The sequence below is a fragment of the Rhodopirellula europaea 6C genome, from assembly GCF_000338295.1.
GTDB classification, from domain to species: Bacteria; Planctomycetota; Planctomycetia; order Pirellulales; family Pirellulaceae; genus Rhodopirellula; species Rhodopirellula europaea.
On record NZ_ANMO01000271.1, the window covers coordinates 47,489 to 62,826 of the forward strand.

A 15,338-nucleotide genomic window follows, 5' to 3' on the forward strand; every position below is an offset into this window, starting at 1 on the left:
CACCACTTGCTCACTGCTTCTTTGTTTTTTGACGCGGGACTGTGCCGACGTCGTGGCATGGCAGTGGTGGAAGCGCGCTGAGGAAAAGTCGGCCGTAAGGTTTGGATCGAATTCGAGGGTCCAGAACCACGACCATCCCCGAATCATCGCGGGTGCGGATCAGACGCCCAAAGCCTTGCCGGAATTTGATCACGGCTTCGGGCAATTGGTAGTCGGGGAATGGGTGACCGCCGCGAGCACGGATGGTTTCGAGTCGTGCTTCGAGTAGTGGATGGTCGGGAACAGAGAACGGCAGCTTCGTGATCACGACGTTGGTGAGAGCGTCGCCAGGAACGTCGACTCCCTGCCAAAAACTGTCGGTGCCAAGCAGCACACCACGTGGATCTTTGCGAAAGGAATCGAGCAGTTGCGTTCGGTTTTGATCGCCCGCTTGGCTGTACAAGTGCAGGTCGCGTTCGATGCACCACGGCGTGATCGCTTCGGCGCATTTGCGAAGCAACGAGTAACTCGTGAAGAGCACAAACGCGTGGCCATCGGTGTGGCCAACGAATCGTTTGATTTGTTGCGGAAGTGCCGCTTCGAATTCGTCTCGTTTCGCGGAGGGATCGGGCAGTCCACGGACGATGATCAGTTTGGCCTGTTTCTCGTAGTCGAACGGGCTGCCGACTTGGAGCGAGCGGCCAGTCGTCAGACCCACACGACTGCGGAAGAATTTGAACTTGTCCTGTTCGCCAGTCGCGAGCGTGGCACTGGTCATGATGACGGAGCCAATTTCTTCGTTCTGAAACACTTCTTCGCGAAGCGTTTGGCCGATGTCGATTGGTGAAGCGGACAGGGAGACTCGGTCCATCCCGCGACGGCTGCCGGAGGTCTCAACCCAATAGACCGATTCTTGTTTGAGCGATTGGTCGAGCCATTCACGCAAGCCGCCGGCCAAGGCGAGAAGTCGATCGTGGGCAGACTGGAAGTCTTGCCGATCGGAGTCGTTGTCTTGTCCGTCCGCATGAGCTCGCAGCCGTCGAGCGAGGATCTCCATCGGTTCGCTGAGCGGATTGGGCACGACTTCGGGGTGATGCACGCGACCGTTGCGTGAACGTGATTCTTGCATCCAATCCAGCACACCGGCAAACATTTCGCTGGCCGCGAATCGGCATCGGTCGACCATTTTTTGCAAGGCTTCCAGCTCGTGAGCGACGAGCAAACCCTTTTGCTGGCGGTCGTTGTAGAGACGATCGAACAGGTAATCAAATTGGCCGCTGGTCAATCGAATGCCGAGGTGATCGCCGGCGACGGATTCGATGGTGTGGCATTCGTCGAGGATAATCGCGTCGTAGTCGGGCAGCAGCGAAACGCCCTGCCGTCGCATCGCGATGTCGGTGAACAGCATCGCGTGATTGACGATCAACAGTTGTGCGTTTTGGGCACGGCGTCGGGCTTGGAAGTAAAAGCAGTCCTTGAAGTTCGGGCATTTGTTGCGAAGGCAATTGCCCGTGTCACTGCGGACCTCGTCCCAGACTTGTCCGTCGGGTTTGATCGGCAATGTCGAGAGTGAACCGTCGGGAGTGTTGTCGGACCACTTGCGAATTTCGCGAAGCTGTTGCATTTGGAAATCGTTGGCCATCAACGACACCGATTTCTCAACCGCTCGTCCCATTCGTCGCAGAGACAAGTAGTTGTTGCGACCTTTCACCAACACCGCGGAAAACTCTCGCGGGATCACACTGTTGAGCAGCGGGATGTCTTTGCCAATCAGTTGTTCTTGCAGACTGATCGTGTGCGTCGAGATCAGGACGCGTTTGGGGCGATCGGGGTCTTTGTCTCGATCACTGGCCGGGCCGATTCGGTCGTCGGCGTCGTCCGTCGAACGCTTTGGCTTTTTGGTTCCGGGTTCGGTTTGATCCGACGTCGCGTGAAGGATCGCGGCCGCCAGATACGCGAAACTTTTTCCGGTACCCGTGCCCGCTTCGACGACCAAGTGTTCGCGGTCGGTCAACGCCGAGGAGACCGAACGAGCCATCTCCAATTGCTGTTCGCGGGGTTCGTAGCGGGGTAGTCGACGGCTGATGCTGCCGCCGGGACCCAGAATCGAATCGATCGAGAGTGGTTCGCTCACGTGGAAGCCTGTTCTGAATCCGGTGTCAGCGATCGATCGTAAATGCGGTGGGTTTTGCTTCGGGTCGCACCACCTCGCTCGATCGTACCTCGCGAAAGTTGGTTGCTCTCGAGTACCCAAGAGAACTCACCCATCTCGATTCCAAATTTGATCGCTTCGGGCAAGATCTTGTAGAGCGTGACCAAGCCAAGGCCCCACTTTTGGTATTCGGGCAACACATTGGCGCTGACCAAACGGAGACGCTTGAGTTTCTTCCGTCCCATCAAGAGTTTCAGCCAACCGAATGGGAAGAGCTTGCCGTTGATCTTTTTGATCAAGGGGTTGTAGTCGAGCAGACCAAATCCGGCACCGACGGGTTTGCCATCGATCTCGGCGATGCTGGTGAGTTTAGGAAGCAGCAGGTTCTTTAGCCCTTTGCTTTGATCGTCGACTTCCGCTTCGCTCATCGGGACGTAGCCCCAAGTTCGCTGCAAGGATTGGTTGTAGATGTCTAGGAATACGCGGACGTCTGCGTTGAAGTTCTTCGGATCGATCGAGCGGCACACGGCATTGAAACGCCGAGTTGATTCCTCGATGACAAACAATAGTTTCGGGTCGAGCGTTTCAAGGATGTCGATCGAAGCTTCGTAACTGTAGAGATCTTGCGACTTCTCAAATCCGGCAGCCTGAATCAGGCGTTCGTAATACGGGTGGTTGTATGGAATTAGAAAAGTCGGCGGCGTGTCGAAGCCATCGACCAGCAACCCGACCTCGTAGTTCAGGCTGGGGTGAACCGGGCCGCGAACACCGGTCATCCCGCGTTCTTTCAACCAGTCACCCGCAGTTTTGAGAAGTTCGATGGCGGCCTCTTCATCGTCCTCGCATTCAAAGAAGCCAAAGAACCCACGGGTTTCTTCGTGATAGCGATTGTGGGCGTGATTGACGACCGCCAAAACCCGGCCGACGACTCGATCGCCACGTCGCACGAGGAAGGTTTGGCCTTCCGCGTCATCGTAAAATGGGTGGTGCTTGAATCCGACCAATTTGACCCGTTCGCTCCACAGAGGCGGCACCCAGTTGGGATCGTCGCGGTAGAGGCGTTTTTCGAGATCGAGAAATGCCTTTTGGTCCTGGCGTCCGGAAACGGGTTGGCACAACACATTTTCGGACATTCGAGCGTTCAGGGGTTGGTAGCAGAGAAGCTGTTTGGCAAACGTTAGAAGATAGCAGACTCGGGTTGGTTCTCCCATCGAAGCGAATGTGCAAAAGTGTTGCCCCATGGAAACCATACGAAGCCTTCAAAATGCCGCCGTCCGCCGAATCGTCTCGCTGCGCCGTTCTCGAAAACGACGTGCCGCGGGAGTCGTTTTGGTCGATGGTCCGCGTGAATCGCTGCGGGCGATCGAGGCCGGGTTGAAGCTGACGGCGTTCTACGAGATCGAGCCGAAATCATCGGAAACCTCCGGCCCGCCGGACATGCCCGAGCAGGCCGTTGCGAGGCAGTACGCGATCGATGCCGGTGTGCATCGCTGGGTCACCGCCGAAGTGTTTCGCAAGATTGCGTACACGGCTTCGACGGATCGATGTGTGGCAGAGTTTGTGGCTCCGGACGATTCGCTGGAGCAGCTATTGGGTCGTTCGTCCTGGAACGACGGGCTGATCTTGGTACTCGACCGAGTTGAGAAACCCGGCAATTTGGGTGCTGTGTTTCGTTCGGCGGATGCGGCGGGCGTTTCGGCGGTCTTGTTGTCGGATTGTCCGTCGGATCGATTCAATCCCAACGCGATTCGAGGATCGTTGGGAGCCGTGTTCACCGTTCCATCGGCGTCGGGGAGCGAACTGCAGATCGAGGCGTTCCTGAAAACACATGGCTACCGCGTGGCAGCGATGCGCGTGGAAGGCTCGCGACCTCTTTTCGATTCGGATTTGCGAGGAAAGGTGGCGGTGGTGTTGGGCAGCGAAGCGGATGGATTGGCGGACCGCTGGGCGGGTGACTCCATCGATCCGGTCGCGTTGCCGATGGCTGGTCACGTCGACAGCTTGAACGTGTCCGTCAGCGCCGCAATTGTGGCTTTCGAAGCGGTTCGACAACGAAGCAACGGCTAACGAACCTGCCGAGCAAGGTGGCTGAGTGATGCCGTTCGTGAAACACCGTTGTGGCTGATATGTGCGCGTGCTGAACGCATATCGCCTCGCTGGTGGCTGAGCGTTTCCGCTCAACGGAGTGGGCCTGGCTGGTCCAAGCTGTATCTATGTCAAGACCGATCCAGCAGAACCAAACGTTCGATCTGGCAAAATCGTTAATGCCGGAACCACCCGACGACGATACAGAGGGTGTTCGGAGGTCCGGTGGATAATTTCACTTGGCCATCGACGCGGAAAATGTGCCGGGGGGGTACATGATCCTAAAAGATCGTGAGCGTAAGGATCCGCCATGCTGATTGGCAAGACAATGAACCCGACGGGCTCGAATCGATTGAGCAGCTGCCGCAAACGCGAAAGGCTGGCTCGTTGGTTGACCCAAGCTTTTGTTTGGGGTGGTTGCATTGCCGCGAGCCAAGTTGCCGGAAACACGGCGTTGGCGGACGAAGCGGCAGCCGCGAAATTGCCACCCATTCGATTGGTGTCCGGTACGGTTCAGAACAACCCGTTCGTGGAACAACCTGCTTCCCAAGCCGCGGTTTCATCGACCGCCGCTGGCAAGACTGCCGCGAGCAATGTGAACCTGATTCAAACTCAGGGCGATGCTGTGTCGGGCGGAACAACGGTGTTGTATCCGATTCGCCAGACTTCTGAGCAAACGATGTCGGAGATCAAGCTGAAGTCGATTGGCACCGCGGTTGGTTTGCTTCCGATCGGTGCTCCCGCGACGCAGCAGACACCGTTGGTCGTGGAGCCAGCCCGGACTCCTGTGCCGAGAATCAATCCACACGCTCAGCCGGATTACGATCGAGCTGAATCAAGCGGCATCGTCGAGTTGACACCTGCTCAGGTCTCGACCGATGTCCAAGCGAATCAATCCATCTCAACGGATTACGACGCCGACCAAACAGATGTGCAGTGGCAGCAACCCAAGATTGCTAGCCAGCCAACGCCCGTCATCGAGCAAAGTGTTGTCGCTGAAGAAGCCATGGTTCTCGCACCTGCCGTGCAAGAGCCAGTCGCACCACAGCCAGCCGAAGCGGAAGTCGTCGACGTTGCAGCCGTCGAAGAACCGGTTGCTGTAACCGCTGAAGAGTCAGAACCGATTGAGTTTTCGCTCAATGACGCGACGGATTCGTTGAGTGACGAAGGCGATTCGATTTCGCTGAGTTTCTCTGATTCAGATGAAACGAGCGAGAGCGTCGTCGCTGATGAATCGGTCTCGATGCCTGAGCCGATGAAGATCGCAGTGCCGACCAAGATCGCTCCGCCAGTGGAAGAACCCACGGTTGAATCGACTTTGCCGCGGCTGCCAAAGCCGGTGCAAATCAAAACGCCGTCGGAAATGATCGTTCAACAACAGCGTCATTTGCCAGTGAAGATTGACTCGCCAACGCAGTTGGAACGGGTTGATTCCGAACGCATGCAGAACGCTCCTGTTCGGCATCGTGCCGCGGTTGCTGTCGAAGCACCACCGATGGTTGCGGTCGCTAAGCGAGCCGCATCGGCTTCCAACGGATCTCGAGTCAGTGCCGCACGGATCGTTCCCGCCGCGCTGGCAAGTCATCGCGGTGAGTTTCAGCGTCCGACACCGGTTAACACCTCGGAACGGTCATTGCCAATCGAAGACACCATTCAATGCAACGCAAACGATGTCACTTCGCTGACAGTGGACGGCGTCATTGAAGCGGTTCGAGTCGAAGACGATTCGATTGCTCGAGTCATCGGCAGCACCTCGCGTCACTTGCGATTGATCGGGGTTCGCCCTGGCAAGACTCGCGTGTTGGTGCAGCAGAAAATGGCCGGCGACGCAGAATCTGTTCGTGAAATTTACGAACTGCATATCGCATCACCCAGCAACGTTCGTGGTGGCGAGAGCCAACAAGAGAGCTCTTTGATGGAGCTGATCGAACAAAAATATCGCACCGCGTCGGTGCAAATCTCGCGTCAAGGTGATCGCATCATCGTTCAAGGTGAATGCGATGATTCCCGCGACGCGAAAGAAATCGTTCGTTTGATTCGAAAGACTTACTTGGTGCCAGTTGAAGATCAACTGATCCTTCGTTAGTCCCTGTCACGTTCGTCAACCTACCACTACCCAGCCACCGTCGGTCACCGTGCCGCTTTGTTCGTCCTGAGGTTCAATTATGAACAACAACTGGTTTCCACGATTCGCCGCACGAATGTTCGGCACCCTTGCCGCGGTTGGTTTGGCTTGGTCGGGTTTGGGCAACGCTAACACGCATGCTCAGCAATTCGGCGGCCCATCATCTAGCAACACGATGATGCACGATGGCCAAGCGTTTCGTGTCGTGCAAGCCTCTGATCCTGCAGCCGGTGGCTGGGATCTCGGTGCGATGCAATCGGCCATGAACGCTTCGTCGTCCTCCTTTGGCAACGAAGTCGCTCAGGTTGGGCATCATGGCCTCGGCCAAACTCAATCGTGTGGCAGTTGCGGAACGCAGTGCGGTGGAGCTTGTGGTTCGGCTGGATTCGGCGGCGGAATGGCATGTCCCACATGCGACCCTTATCGCTATGCCAGCGTCGAAGCGTTGTTCATGCGTCGCGAAGGCATCGACAACTTCACCGTTGCTCGCGACTTTGCTCTCGACGATTTGGATTTCGAATGGGCTCCACGAATCACCGTTGGCGTCGTTCCTGACTGCGTCAACGGTTTCGAAGTGGGCTTCACCGGAGTCTTGGACTGGGAATCGGATGTGTCAGTCGCAGCGGTCGATGGTCTGTCGACACTGTTGATCGAAGATCCACTGCAACCAGGCACACTTGGGACGTTCGGTTTCGACGCAGCCGATGAAGCCGACGCTCAACGTCAAATTTATGAATCCCGGTTCTGGTCGGTTGAGATGAACCGAACGATGATGGCCTGGGACGTGGCGAAGTTGTTGATCGGTGGACGCTACATCGACTTTGAAGAAGACTTCAACTACTCAACCGTTAACGGTGCCAACACTGGCCTGCTTCGTAACAACGCTGCCAACCGCATGATTGGTTTGCAGGTCGGAGCGGATATCTACAACCCAATCGGACGATTCTCGTCGAGCTACGTTCGAGCTCGTGCGGGTGGATTCCTCAACATCGCCGAATCGAGCGTGTTGGTTCGCAACGAAACCGACATCCTCGCAAATGGCGCAGAAGAATCGACTGAGCTGAGCGGCATGTTCGAATTCGGAACCGGTGTCCGCTATCAAGTCGGAGAGCTGATGGCCGTCCGCGGAGGCTTTGAAGCTTGGTACCTGACTGGAGTGGCCACATCCGAAGAGCAAATCAGCTCGGCTACCGTCACGCCAACCTTCGGCCGCTCGTTGATCGCCGACGACGATGTGTTCTTCATCGGCCTGACCTTCGGTGCCGAACTGAAGTTCTGATCCGGTCGAGCGACATGAATGATCGCTTTTGAAAGAAAGCGGTCATGAATAGTCCGCACAAAACGACAATTCAATGCCATCGACGAGACCGCAAACGGATCTCATCGGTGGCATTATTTTTTGTCTCGTCGGATCTTCTTCTGAAGCCAACGTTTGGCGGAGTCACTGGGGCCGGCTGATGGCGTGTCGGACGAGCGTTTGGATTGTCCGATGCTGTGTTCGATGATGCGGGTCTTGGTGCGGTCCAAGTCTTTGCCGCACTCGGGGCAGATCGTGGGCGGTTGGCTCACGCGAACATTGCACTGGGGGCAGTAATGTTCAATCGATGGTCGTCGTGCGGCTTCAAACAATCCGCCGACCTCTGATGCCGAGAACCAGTTGGAATCGTCTTTACGAATCCTGGTTTCCGCGACGACCGATCCGTCTCGCACCAATGCCAACAATTCGGCGGGCTTGTACGGACCGAGTTGTTCATCGCCTTTCTGAACAAACCAAACGGACATGCTTAATTTTGCTCGATATGGATGCTGCGCCGTCGTCGTTCGGCACGTCGAATGTCATCGATCAAACCGGCCACTTCACCGACGTTGTTGATCCCAACCAACTCCAGCTCGGGATCGCTCTTGTCGGTGCTGATGATGGAGATTGAACCGACGTTGAACATTCGCTGGATCGGGCCCTGTTCGTAGCTTACATCGCTGATGTCGATCACTTCAATTCGATCGGTGCGGCGAGTCAGGATTCCGGTCTTGTGAATGAATCGTTGGCTGGTCAGTTCGTACTGCACACCCAGCCGTTTAGCGGCGTAGTTCAATCCCACCATGATCCAAAGAACTGCGATCACGATCAAAGCGATGCCGAATGTGAGTTGCTCGATGAATCCGGCCGCGACCAAAATGACAACGCTCAGGATGGCCAATCCGATCCAAGAACCAATCATCGCTTTGGGGCTGTAGCCACCTTCCCAAAGTGTCTCTTCTTCTTCGTGATCATCCAGTGATCGCTTCTTCGTGATTTCGTCCATGAACCTTTCTTTAGGAGTGCTCGCCGCTTGACCGGACTCAGGAGCCGGGGTGGACGATGCCGCCGAGGAAAGCGGATCGGGAACCGACTCCGTTTGAGCGGGAGTGGCGGGGGTTGCGTTTTCGTCTGTTGGGTTGGCCGGGTCAGTCATCGTTGAGTCGTTCCTGTTGATTCAATTCGAGGGTTGGTTCACGAGCGGTTTCAATCCAAAAATCGTGCCAGTGCTGGCAAGTCGTCGCAGAACCAAACAAATGTTCTGAGCCGAAACCGTTGTCCTACTTGGCCGAAATCACCGCGTTCTGGGGCGCGACACCGTGATGGCTCGGTCAGTGAATGTCAGACCAGACACCTCGCATCCGAAGACGTTCTGGACGATCATAGCACACCTTTGAAAGACTCGTGAATCATGCTTGCCCAGTGCACCGGGGCAGAGTGTTTGAAAATCGGGTGAATTTTCTACATTGAATTTGACTGCAAATGCGTTGCCCGTTCTGTCATTCCGATAACGACAAAGTCCAAGATTCGCGGACGGCCGAGGCTGGGTACGTGGTTCGTCGAAAGCGGCTGTGCCAAACGTGTCAGCGTCGTTTTACCACGCTGGAGCAAATCGATGCGTTGAACGTTCGAGTGGTCAAAAGCGACGAAACCCGTGAGCCGTTTGATCGCGAAAAAATCAAGCGTGGGATCGAGCGAGCGTGTTCGAAACGTGCTGTCACCAGCGACGAGATCGAAAAGACCGTCCAAAAAATCGAAGAAGCGATTTACGCGGAATTTGACATGGAAATTCCCACTGCAACGATCGGCGAAGTCGTGTTGCGGAAACTCGCGACGCTGGACGAAGTCGCTTACATTCGATTTGCGAGCGTTTACCGAGACTTTGACGACGCGAAGGATTTCTTGCAGATCGTTTCCAACCTTCAGCGTGACGCTGAAACAGAGGATCGCTGATGAGTCCACGCACCCCACTTGCCTGGAAAAATCTGATCGGCAATCCCGCGCGATTGTGCGTGGCTGCTGCGGGAGTGGGGTTTGCCGCCGTGCTGATGTTCACTCAAAACGGTTTTCGCAACGCGTTGCTGGACAGTCCCGTGCGACTGATCGAAGTGGTCGATTGCGAGTTGGTCGCAATCAGTCCCGCTCGCTACATGTTGCCGGTCGACGAAAGGTTCCCGCGTTCCTTGCTTCGCCGAGTCAAAGCGGATCCGGCGGTGACGGACGTGCAAGCGTTGTTGATCGAGCGAACGATGGCACGCGTGCGAGTCGAAGGCAGTCCATCGCGACCGATTCGGGTGATTTCGGTCCCCGACGCTAGTCTTTATTCCCCGGGTTCGAGCGATACATCACGACCCTGGTTGAATATCGCTGGGCTGAACGAGAGTCGCGATGCCTTGCGGCAAAGAGATACGGCGCTGGTCGATCGCAAAACCCGATCTGAATACGGGTTTCAGTTCGACGATTCGGGGAATCCAGCGGATCAGCGAATCGAGTTGTCGAACCAATCGATCGAACTGGTGGGTTCATTCACCTTGGGAACCGACTTTGCCAACGAAGGGTCGTTGCTGATCGCCGAGTCATCGTTTGCAAACTATTTTCCCCGGCGCGGCTACGGCAAGCCACTCGAAACAGTAGACCTGGGTTTGATTCGTTTGCAGGACGGCGCCTCGCCGGAAGAAGCGGCGGAGCGTTTGACGGCAATGGCCGCCGGTCAGTGGCAAGTCCTGACGCGGCAGCAAATTCGCGATCGAGAGCAGACGTTTTGGAGTGAACAAACGCCGGTTGGAATGATCTTTCTGATCGGCACTCTGATGGGATTCGCGGTTGGAATCATCATTTGCTACCAAATCCTGTTCACCAATTTGCAGGACGCGATGTCGGAGTACGCCACGCTGAAGGCGATGGGATACCCCAATCGATTTTTCGTCGGGTTGGTGGTTCGACAATCGGTGTATTTGTCGGTTCTGGGATTCATTCCCGCCGTCCTGATCGCTTTGCTGCTGTTTCGAATGCTCGAATCATTGACCGGTTTACCGATGGCACTGACGGTCGCTCGCGCCGGGTCCGTGTTGATTCTGACGACGCTCATGTGCCTGATCAGCGGATTATTGGCCCTGCGGAAGCTGGTTCGGGCGGATCCGGCCAGCCTTTTCTGATGCGGCGAAAGATTCGGTCGGCCAATTCCGCCAGCCCCAGTTCGGCGGAAGATCACACTGGTTTGTGAGGATCGTGGGGCGATACAATGAGGTCGCGATTTCGTGTCCCTCGCGGGCGACGTGCGTTTGTTCGATAGCTTGTTTTCAATTGGTCTGAGTAGTGAATTTCCACACTAATCTTCGTTTCGATGCCAAGGTCTCCTGGATGACTCGATTGACAATCGCGGCCGTGATCGTTGCCGCAATGTTTTTCGCGATGTCGCTTCCATCGAAAAACGCTCAAGCCCAAGGGTTGTTCGATTCGCGGATGCAGATGGGTGATGCGGAGTTTCTGCCCCCACCGCGAAGCATGCGGCAAATCATTCGCGACGCTGAGGAAGCGATCAATGAGAAACGCTACAGCGACGCGGTCGTGCGTTTGGGGAACCTGTTGCTTCGATCTGGTGACAACCCTTCCTCCGAAACGATGCAGGACTATTACTATCCGATCACCGGGGCTGATGATGAAGATCAAGATCAGCGTGAACGACCGCTCAGTGATCAACGCGGCATGTTGGATCGCAATGGGCAGCCGATCGAGGACGAGACGGAACAAGCGGAGGCGTTGGCACGGCTGCAAAGTCGGTTGCCAGCTAGCTTGTTGGAACATGTCCGTGATCTGATCGGTGAGCTTCCAAAAGAAGGTTTGGAAATCTATCAGCTTCGCTACGGGCCGTTGGCGGCCAAACTGCTGGAAGAAGCCGGCCCAAAACGCGACTGGAAAACCGTCGAACGCGTGCGACGCGAAACGTTCCATACCGAAGCGGGATACAAGGCTTCGGTTTTGTTGGCGGTCCGTGAGTGGACGCTTGGCAATCCGCTGGCGTGTTCGTTGCTACTGGATGATTTGGTCGACGAGCAACGCATCGTTGATCAAGTGGGTGAGTCCGTGGTGATCTTGCATGCCATCGCGTGTGCTCGGTCGGACCGCATGATTCCCTCGCCGCGAAAGTATCCCGAATCATTCACGTCGATGTTCCCAAAGGGCGAAGCCGACGAAGTCGCTTGGAAAGAATTCATTCGAACGCAGAGCGAATCCGACTTGGTCACCGCGGAATCGTTGGCCGAGAACTATCCCTTGCTGGGTGGCAGCGTGGATCGCAACGGTTCGGGCTCCGGTCAAATGCCACTGAGCAACCCGCGTTGGATGGTGGAGTCGTCCGCCAGCCCACGCCAGGAACGAATGATTCAGGAGAAGACACAGCAGCTCAAAGCCACCGGGCAATTGCCACCGCCCTCTTGGACTCCGTTGCAGGTGGGCGATCAGTTGTTGATGCGAACAACTCAGCGATTGCTGGGGGTCGATTTCCGAACCGGAAAACGTGTCTGGCAATACCCGTGGTTCAGTACTTCCGAGACCGCTTTGTCGCCCGACCTGACGGACCCGATGGAAGAGGAAGAAGACCCGGTTGATATCCTCGTTCAGCGTGTTTGGAACGATGTTCCGTTTGGCCAAATATCGAGCGATGGCCGCCGAGTCTTCATGGTCGACGATCTGGGCAAGATTGAGATCGAGCGGTTCAGTCCCTTTGCGAGCCGCGGGATGTCGTCGTTGGCGAACACGTTGGTGGCATTGGACCTGGAAACACAGGGCAAGATTCTTTGGCGAGTCGGCAAATCGGAATCCATTCCGTCGGAATTGTCCGAAGCCTTTTTCCTGGGGCCGCCACTTCCGTTTCGCGGTGATCTCTATGTGATCGCCGAGATTGCTGGTGAAGTCGTTCTGTTGTGCTTGGATCCGGCCGACGGCTCCGTCCAATGGCAACAAGTCTTGGTTGCGGTGGAGTCCGGTGGGATCGGTTCTGATCCGGTTCGCCGCGTTGCCGGAGCCATGCCAACCTATCACGATGGGTTGTTGATCTGTCCGACCGGAGCCGGTGCCACTGTCGCAATCAATCTGGTTGACCGAACGATTCGTTGGGGTAACCAAATCCCGCGAAGCCAAGAGTTTGTTCATAGCATCTACCGTCCTAACACTCGCGTGTCGGCGAATCAGCTCAGTCGTCGTTGGACGCACTCGTTGGCGATCGCAAAGGGCACTTCGGTGGTGCTGACTCCGATCGAATGCGATCGATTGCAAGTTCTCGATGTCTTGTCTGGACGCAATCGCTTCACTCCGAAAAACCGCATTCGATTGGCTTACGTTGCCGGTGTTCAAGATGACTTGTTCTTCGTCGTTGGTGCCGATGAAGTGTCAGCGTGTTCGTTGAATGATGGATCGGAAGTTTGGTCCACGCCACCAACTTTGGTTCGACCCGGCCAAAGGATCTCGGGCCGCGGGGTATTTGGAACGGATCGCTACTACCTGCCCACGACAACCGATGAGCTGATTGAAATCTCGCTGAAAAATGGAGAGGTTTTGCAGCGACGAACGGTGCGTTTTCCTTTGGGGAACTTGATTGCGATCGACGGCGAATTGATCTCGCAATCCGCGACGATGGTGGCGGTTGCCTATGGCGAGCGTTCTTTGCAACCACGCGTGGATGCCTTGCTACAGAAGGATCCCGAAAACTTCTTTGCTCTCGTTCGAAAAGCGGAATTGCTGATCGAGCAGGAACAGCGACCTCGGGCACTCGAGTTGCTTCGAAAGGCTCGCGAATTAGATCCCGACAACGATGAAGTGATCATGTTGTCGGTGGAAGCGATGCTCGGCAGCCTCCGCCAAGACCCGAGCGATTCCAGCGTTGATTTGGACGCTTTGATGAAACTGATTGACCAACCAGAACAGCGGGCCGAGTTGTTGGTTCTGCAAATCAAAGGCGCCGTCGATCAATCGGCCGATGCAATTGATCATCCCAAGGCGTTGGAGTTGCTGCTAGATTTGTCGGAACTGGTCCTGCGACATCCGACGCTCAATCGTGACATGGACGCGGTCTTTCCTAACGCGGCGCGACAGTTCACCGTTGACGATTGGATCAGTGCTCGCGTGGCACAGTTGGTGTCCACCGCTTCGGAAGATGAGTTGGCTGACATGACCGGTAAAGTCGAGTCAGTGGTTTCAGCACGTGGGAACATGGACGGAACGGCGCTGATGCGGACGCTCCAACATTTTTCACCCGTCGTGGCGGCGACTAATGGTTTGCGCCGGGACATGGCCGCCCGTGCGTTGCTGATAGAAGACGGTTTAATGGCCGAGCGTCTGATTTGGGCCGATACGATGACGACCGATGACGCGTTGCAGTCATTGAGCAACGATCGTTTGTTGATGCTCGCGAAGCTGTATAGCAAAGAAGCATGGAACCTCGATCGATTGGTCGTTGGGGATCTGCTCGCTCAACGTTTGGGCGACACCGAGCCCGTCGGAGCGGACACATTCATTGAAGACGCTCTGCAAGCCAATCCGATCCGAGGGCGTGACTATGACATGGGCGAACAATGGCCTCGCGAAGTCAACTTGGAATGGCAGTCGATGAGAATGCCTCGGTCCCGGGGCATGATGATGAACGATCGACGCTACGCGAAGTCGACTCATTTGATGGGACACCAGCTTCGTGGATGGAATGCGATGAGTGACAACATGAACTCGTTGGCATTGATCAACCCGTACGGCATTCATCGCTCGATTCCCCTCGAAGGTTTTTCGGGAATGCGATCACTCGGCAACGAGTTGACCTACAGCGGTGGATTGCTGCTGTTGTTGACTCAATCGGAACTGATTGCAATTGATTTGTTCCGAACATTGGGAGCGAACGGTGAAGAAGCCATTCGATGGAGGCGAACTCTCGGCACTGACGGCCAACCGGTTGCCAAGCGTCGAAGCGCCGCGACACCATTCGGCAATCAGATCTATCGAAACATGATGGTCTCAGCGACCGCCGACAATGGCGAGGCACAGTTGATTCTTGGGCCCGTTTTGGGCGATCGATTGTTCTTGTTGCAAGGCACCGAACTGATTTGTCTGGATGCAGTTTCCGGCGAAGAACGTTGGCGAACACCGACTGAAGCCGTTGGGAACGCGGTCGTTCATGCCGAAGGTCGAGTGTTGGTTGTCAGCAAGTCGCAGAATCAAATTGAAAGCTATGACATTCACGACGGCGGATTGTTAGGAATCCAAAAACGATCGATTGGATCGGTGATCTCGTCACTTGGATCGCACGTGCTGACTGTGACTCGGGTGAATCGAGAAGCCGACGCACCATCCGATGCGAGCGAAGAGTTGAGAGCGAGCTATGAGGCTGCCAAAGAGATGCACGATCCTCAACTGGTTGAGCTCATCGACATGAACTCGGGAGAAACCGTGCTGTTTCGGGTTGCGGATAGTCAAAACGTCAACGAGGCCTCGGCCTATGCCGAGATGACCGACGGACGCTACTTCACGTTACTGGATCACACCGGACGAACAACGATTTGGGACTTATTGTCGGGACGCGAAATTTCTGACGTGATGGTGCCGGCTCGGAAGGGTTTGTACGGCGTTTCCGTGATGTCCCTTCAAGATCAAATGGTGGTTCTGCCACGGCATCGTAAACCGAGTCGCGACCTTGCGTCGTTGCGTTCGGTGTCTGT

At 55.8% G+C, this 15,338-nt stretch carries 10 protein-coding genes; 6 read left to right on the forward strand and 4 right to left on the reverse strand.

Going from position 1 to position 15,338, the window contains the following annotated elements; genetic code table 11:
* Window positions 1-10 precede the first annotated feature (10 nt).
* Window positions 11-2,113, reverse strand: coding sequence for an ATP-dependent DNA helicase (locus tag RE6C_RS28815; RefSeq protein ID WP_008662497.1), 2,103 nt, complete (start codon window positions 2,111-2,113; stop codon window positions 11-13).
* Window positions 2,110-3,372 (reverse strand): hypothetical protein, encoded by a 1,263-nt coding sequence (locus RE6C_RS28820; protein ID WP_039963798.1) that lies wholly within the window; start codon window positions 3,370-3,372, stop codon window positions 2,110-2,112. Before RE6C_RS28820 ends, RE6C_RS28815 begins: the two co-directional genes overlap by 4 nt.
* Here RE6C_RS28820 and RE6C_RS28825 point away from each other — a divergent pair.
* The 3 genes from RE6C_RS28825 (at window position 3,371) to RE6C_RS28835 (ending at window position 7,620) form a co-directional block, all read left to right on the forward strand.
* Window positions 3,371-4,198, forward strand: coding sequence for an RNA methyltransferase (locus RE6C_RS28825; RefSeq protein ID WP_008662501.1), 828 nt, complete (start codon window positions 3,371-3,373; stop codon window positions 4,196-4,198). The genes RE6C_RS28820 and RE6C_RS28825 overlap by 2 nt on opposite strands.
* Before the next feature lie 328 nt (window positions 4,199-4,526).
* Window positions 4,527-6,302 carry a hypothetical protein gene (locus RE6C_RS28830; protein WP_008662503.1) on the forward strand — a complete coding sequence of 592 codons (1,776 nt, stop codon included), beginning with the start codon at window positions 4,527-4,529 and terminating at the stop codon, window positions 6,300-6,302.
* Window positions 6,303-6,381: 79 nt separating this feature from the next.
* Entirely contained in the window at window positions 6,382-7,620 is a 1,239-nt protein-coding gene (locus RE6C_RS28835) for a hypothetical protein (protein WP_008662505.1), read from the forward strand.
* A gap of 113 nt (window positions 7,621-7,733) precedes the next feature.
* On the opposite strand, the gene RE6C_RS28840 is transcribed toward RE6C_RS28835, so the two are convergent.
* Complete coding sequence (locus RE6C_RS28840; RefSeq protein ID WP_008662506.1) at window positions 7,734-8,123, reverse strand: DUF4339 domain-containing protein; 390 nt, start codon at window positions 8,121-8,123, stop codon at window positions 7,734-7,736.
* Between the two features lie 2 nt (window positions 8,124-8,125).
* A complete protein-coding gene (locus RE6C_RS28845) occupies window positions 8,126-8,794 on the reverse strand; it encodes a PH domain-containing protein (protein ID WP_008662507.1) in 669 nt (222 codons plus the stop codon).
* A 326-nt stretch (window positions 8,795-9,120) separates the two neighbouring features.
* Here RE6C_RS28845 and nrdR point away from each other — a divergent pair, with 326 nt between their 5' ends.
* From nrdR to RE6C_RS28860, 3 genes are all read left to right on the forward strand, one after another.
* On the forward strand, window positions 9,121-9,591 hold the full coding sequence (nrdR, locus tag RE6C_RS28850; RefSeq protein ID WP_008662509.1) for a transcriptional regulator NrdR: 471 nt from the start codon (window positions 9,121-9,123) through the stop codon (window positions 9,589-9,591).
* Complete coding sequence (locus tag RE6C_RS28855; protein WP_008662511.1) at window positions 9,591-10,793, forward strand: FtsX-like permease family protein; 1,203 nt, start codon at window positions 9,591-9,593, stop codon at window positions 10,791-10,793. The genes nrdR and RE6C_RS28855 overlap by 1 nt, the downstream gene beginning before the upstream one ends.
* Before the next feature lie 205 nt (window positions 10,794-10,998).
* Window positions 10,999-15,338, forward strand: a 4,340-nt coding sequence (locus RE6C_RS28860) for an outer membrane protein assembly factor BamB family protein (protein WP_236618601.1), incomplete at its 3' end; no start/stop codon positions are given.

What these genes read in the sequence shown, in the direction of transcription:
- RE6C_RS28825 (WP_008662501.1), top strand. Translation starts at nt 3,371, where the DNA reads ATGGAAACCATACGAAGCCTTCAAAATGCCGCCGTCCGCCGAATCGTC.
- RE6C_RS28820 (WP_039963798.1), bottom strand. Translation starts at nt 3,372, where the DNA reads ATGGGGCAACACTTTTGCACATTCGCTTCGATGGGAGAACCAACCCGA.
- RE6C_RS28830 (WP_008662503.1), top strand. Translation starts at nt 4,527, where the DNA reads ATGCTGATTGGCAAGACAATGAACCCGACGGGCTCGAATCGATTGAGC.
- RE6C_RS28835 (WP_008662505.1), top strand. Translation starts at nt 6,382, where the DNA reads ATGAACAACAACTGGTTTCCACGATTCGCCGCACGAATGTTCGGCACC.
- RE6C_RS28840 (WP_008662506.1), bottom strand. Translation starts at nt 8,123, where the DNA reads ATGTCCGTTTGGTTTGTTCAGAAAGGCGATGAACAACTCGGTCCGTAC.
- RE6C_RS28845 (WP_008662507.1), bottom strand. Translation starts at nt 8,794, where the DNA reads ATGACTGACCCGGCCAACCCAACAGACGAAAACGCAACCCCCGCCACT.
- nrdR (WP_008662509.1), top strand. Translation starts at nt 9,121, where the DNA reads ATGCGTTGCCCGTTCTGTCATTCCGATAACGACAAAGTCCAAGATTCG.
- RE6C_RS28855 (WP_008662511.1), top strand. Translation starts at nt 9,591, where the DNA reads ATGAGTCCACGCACCCCACTTGCCTGGAAAAATCTGATCGGCAATCCC.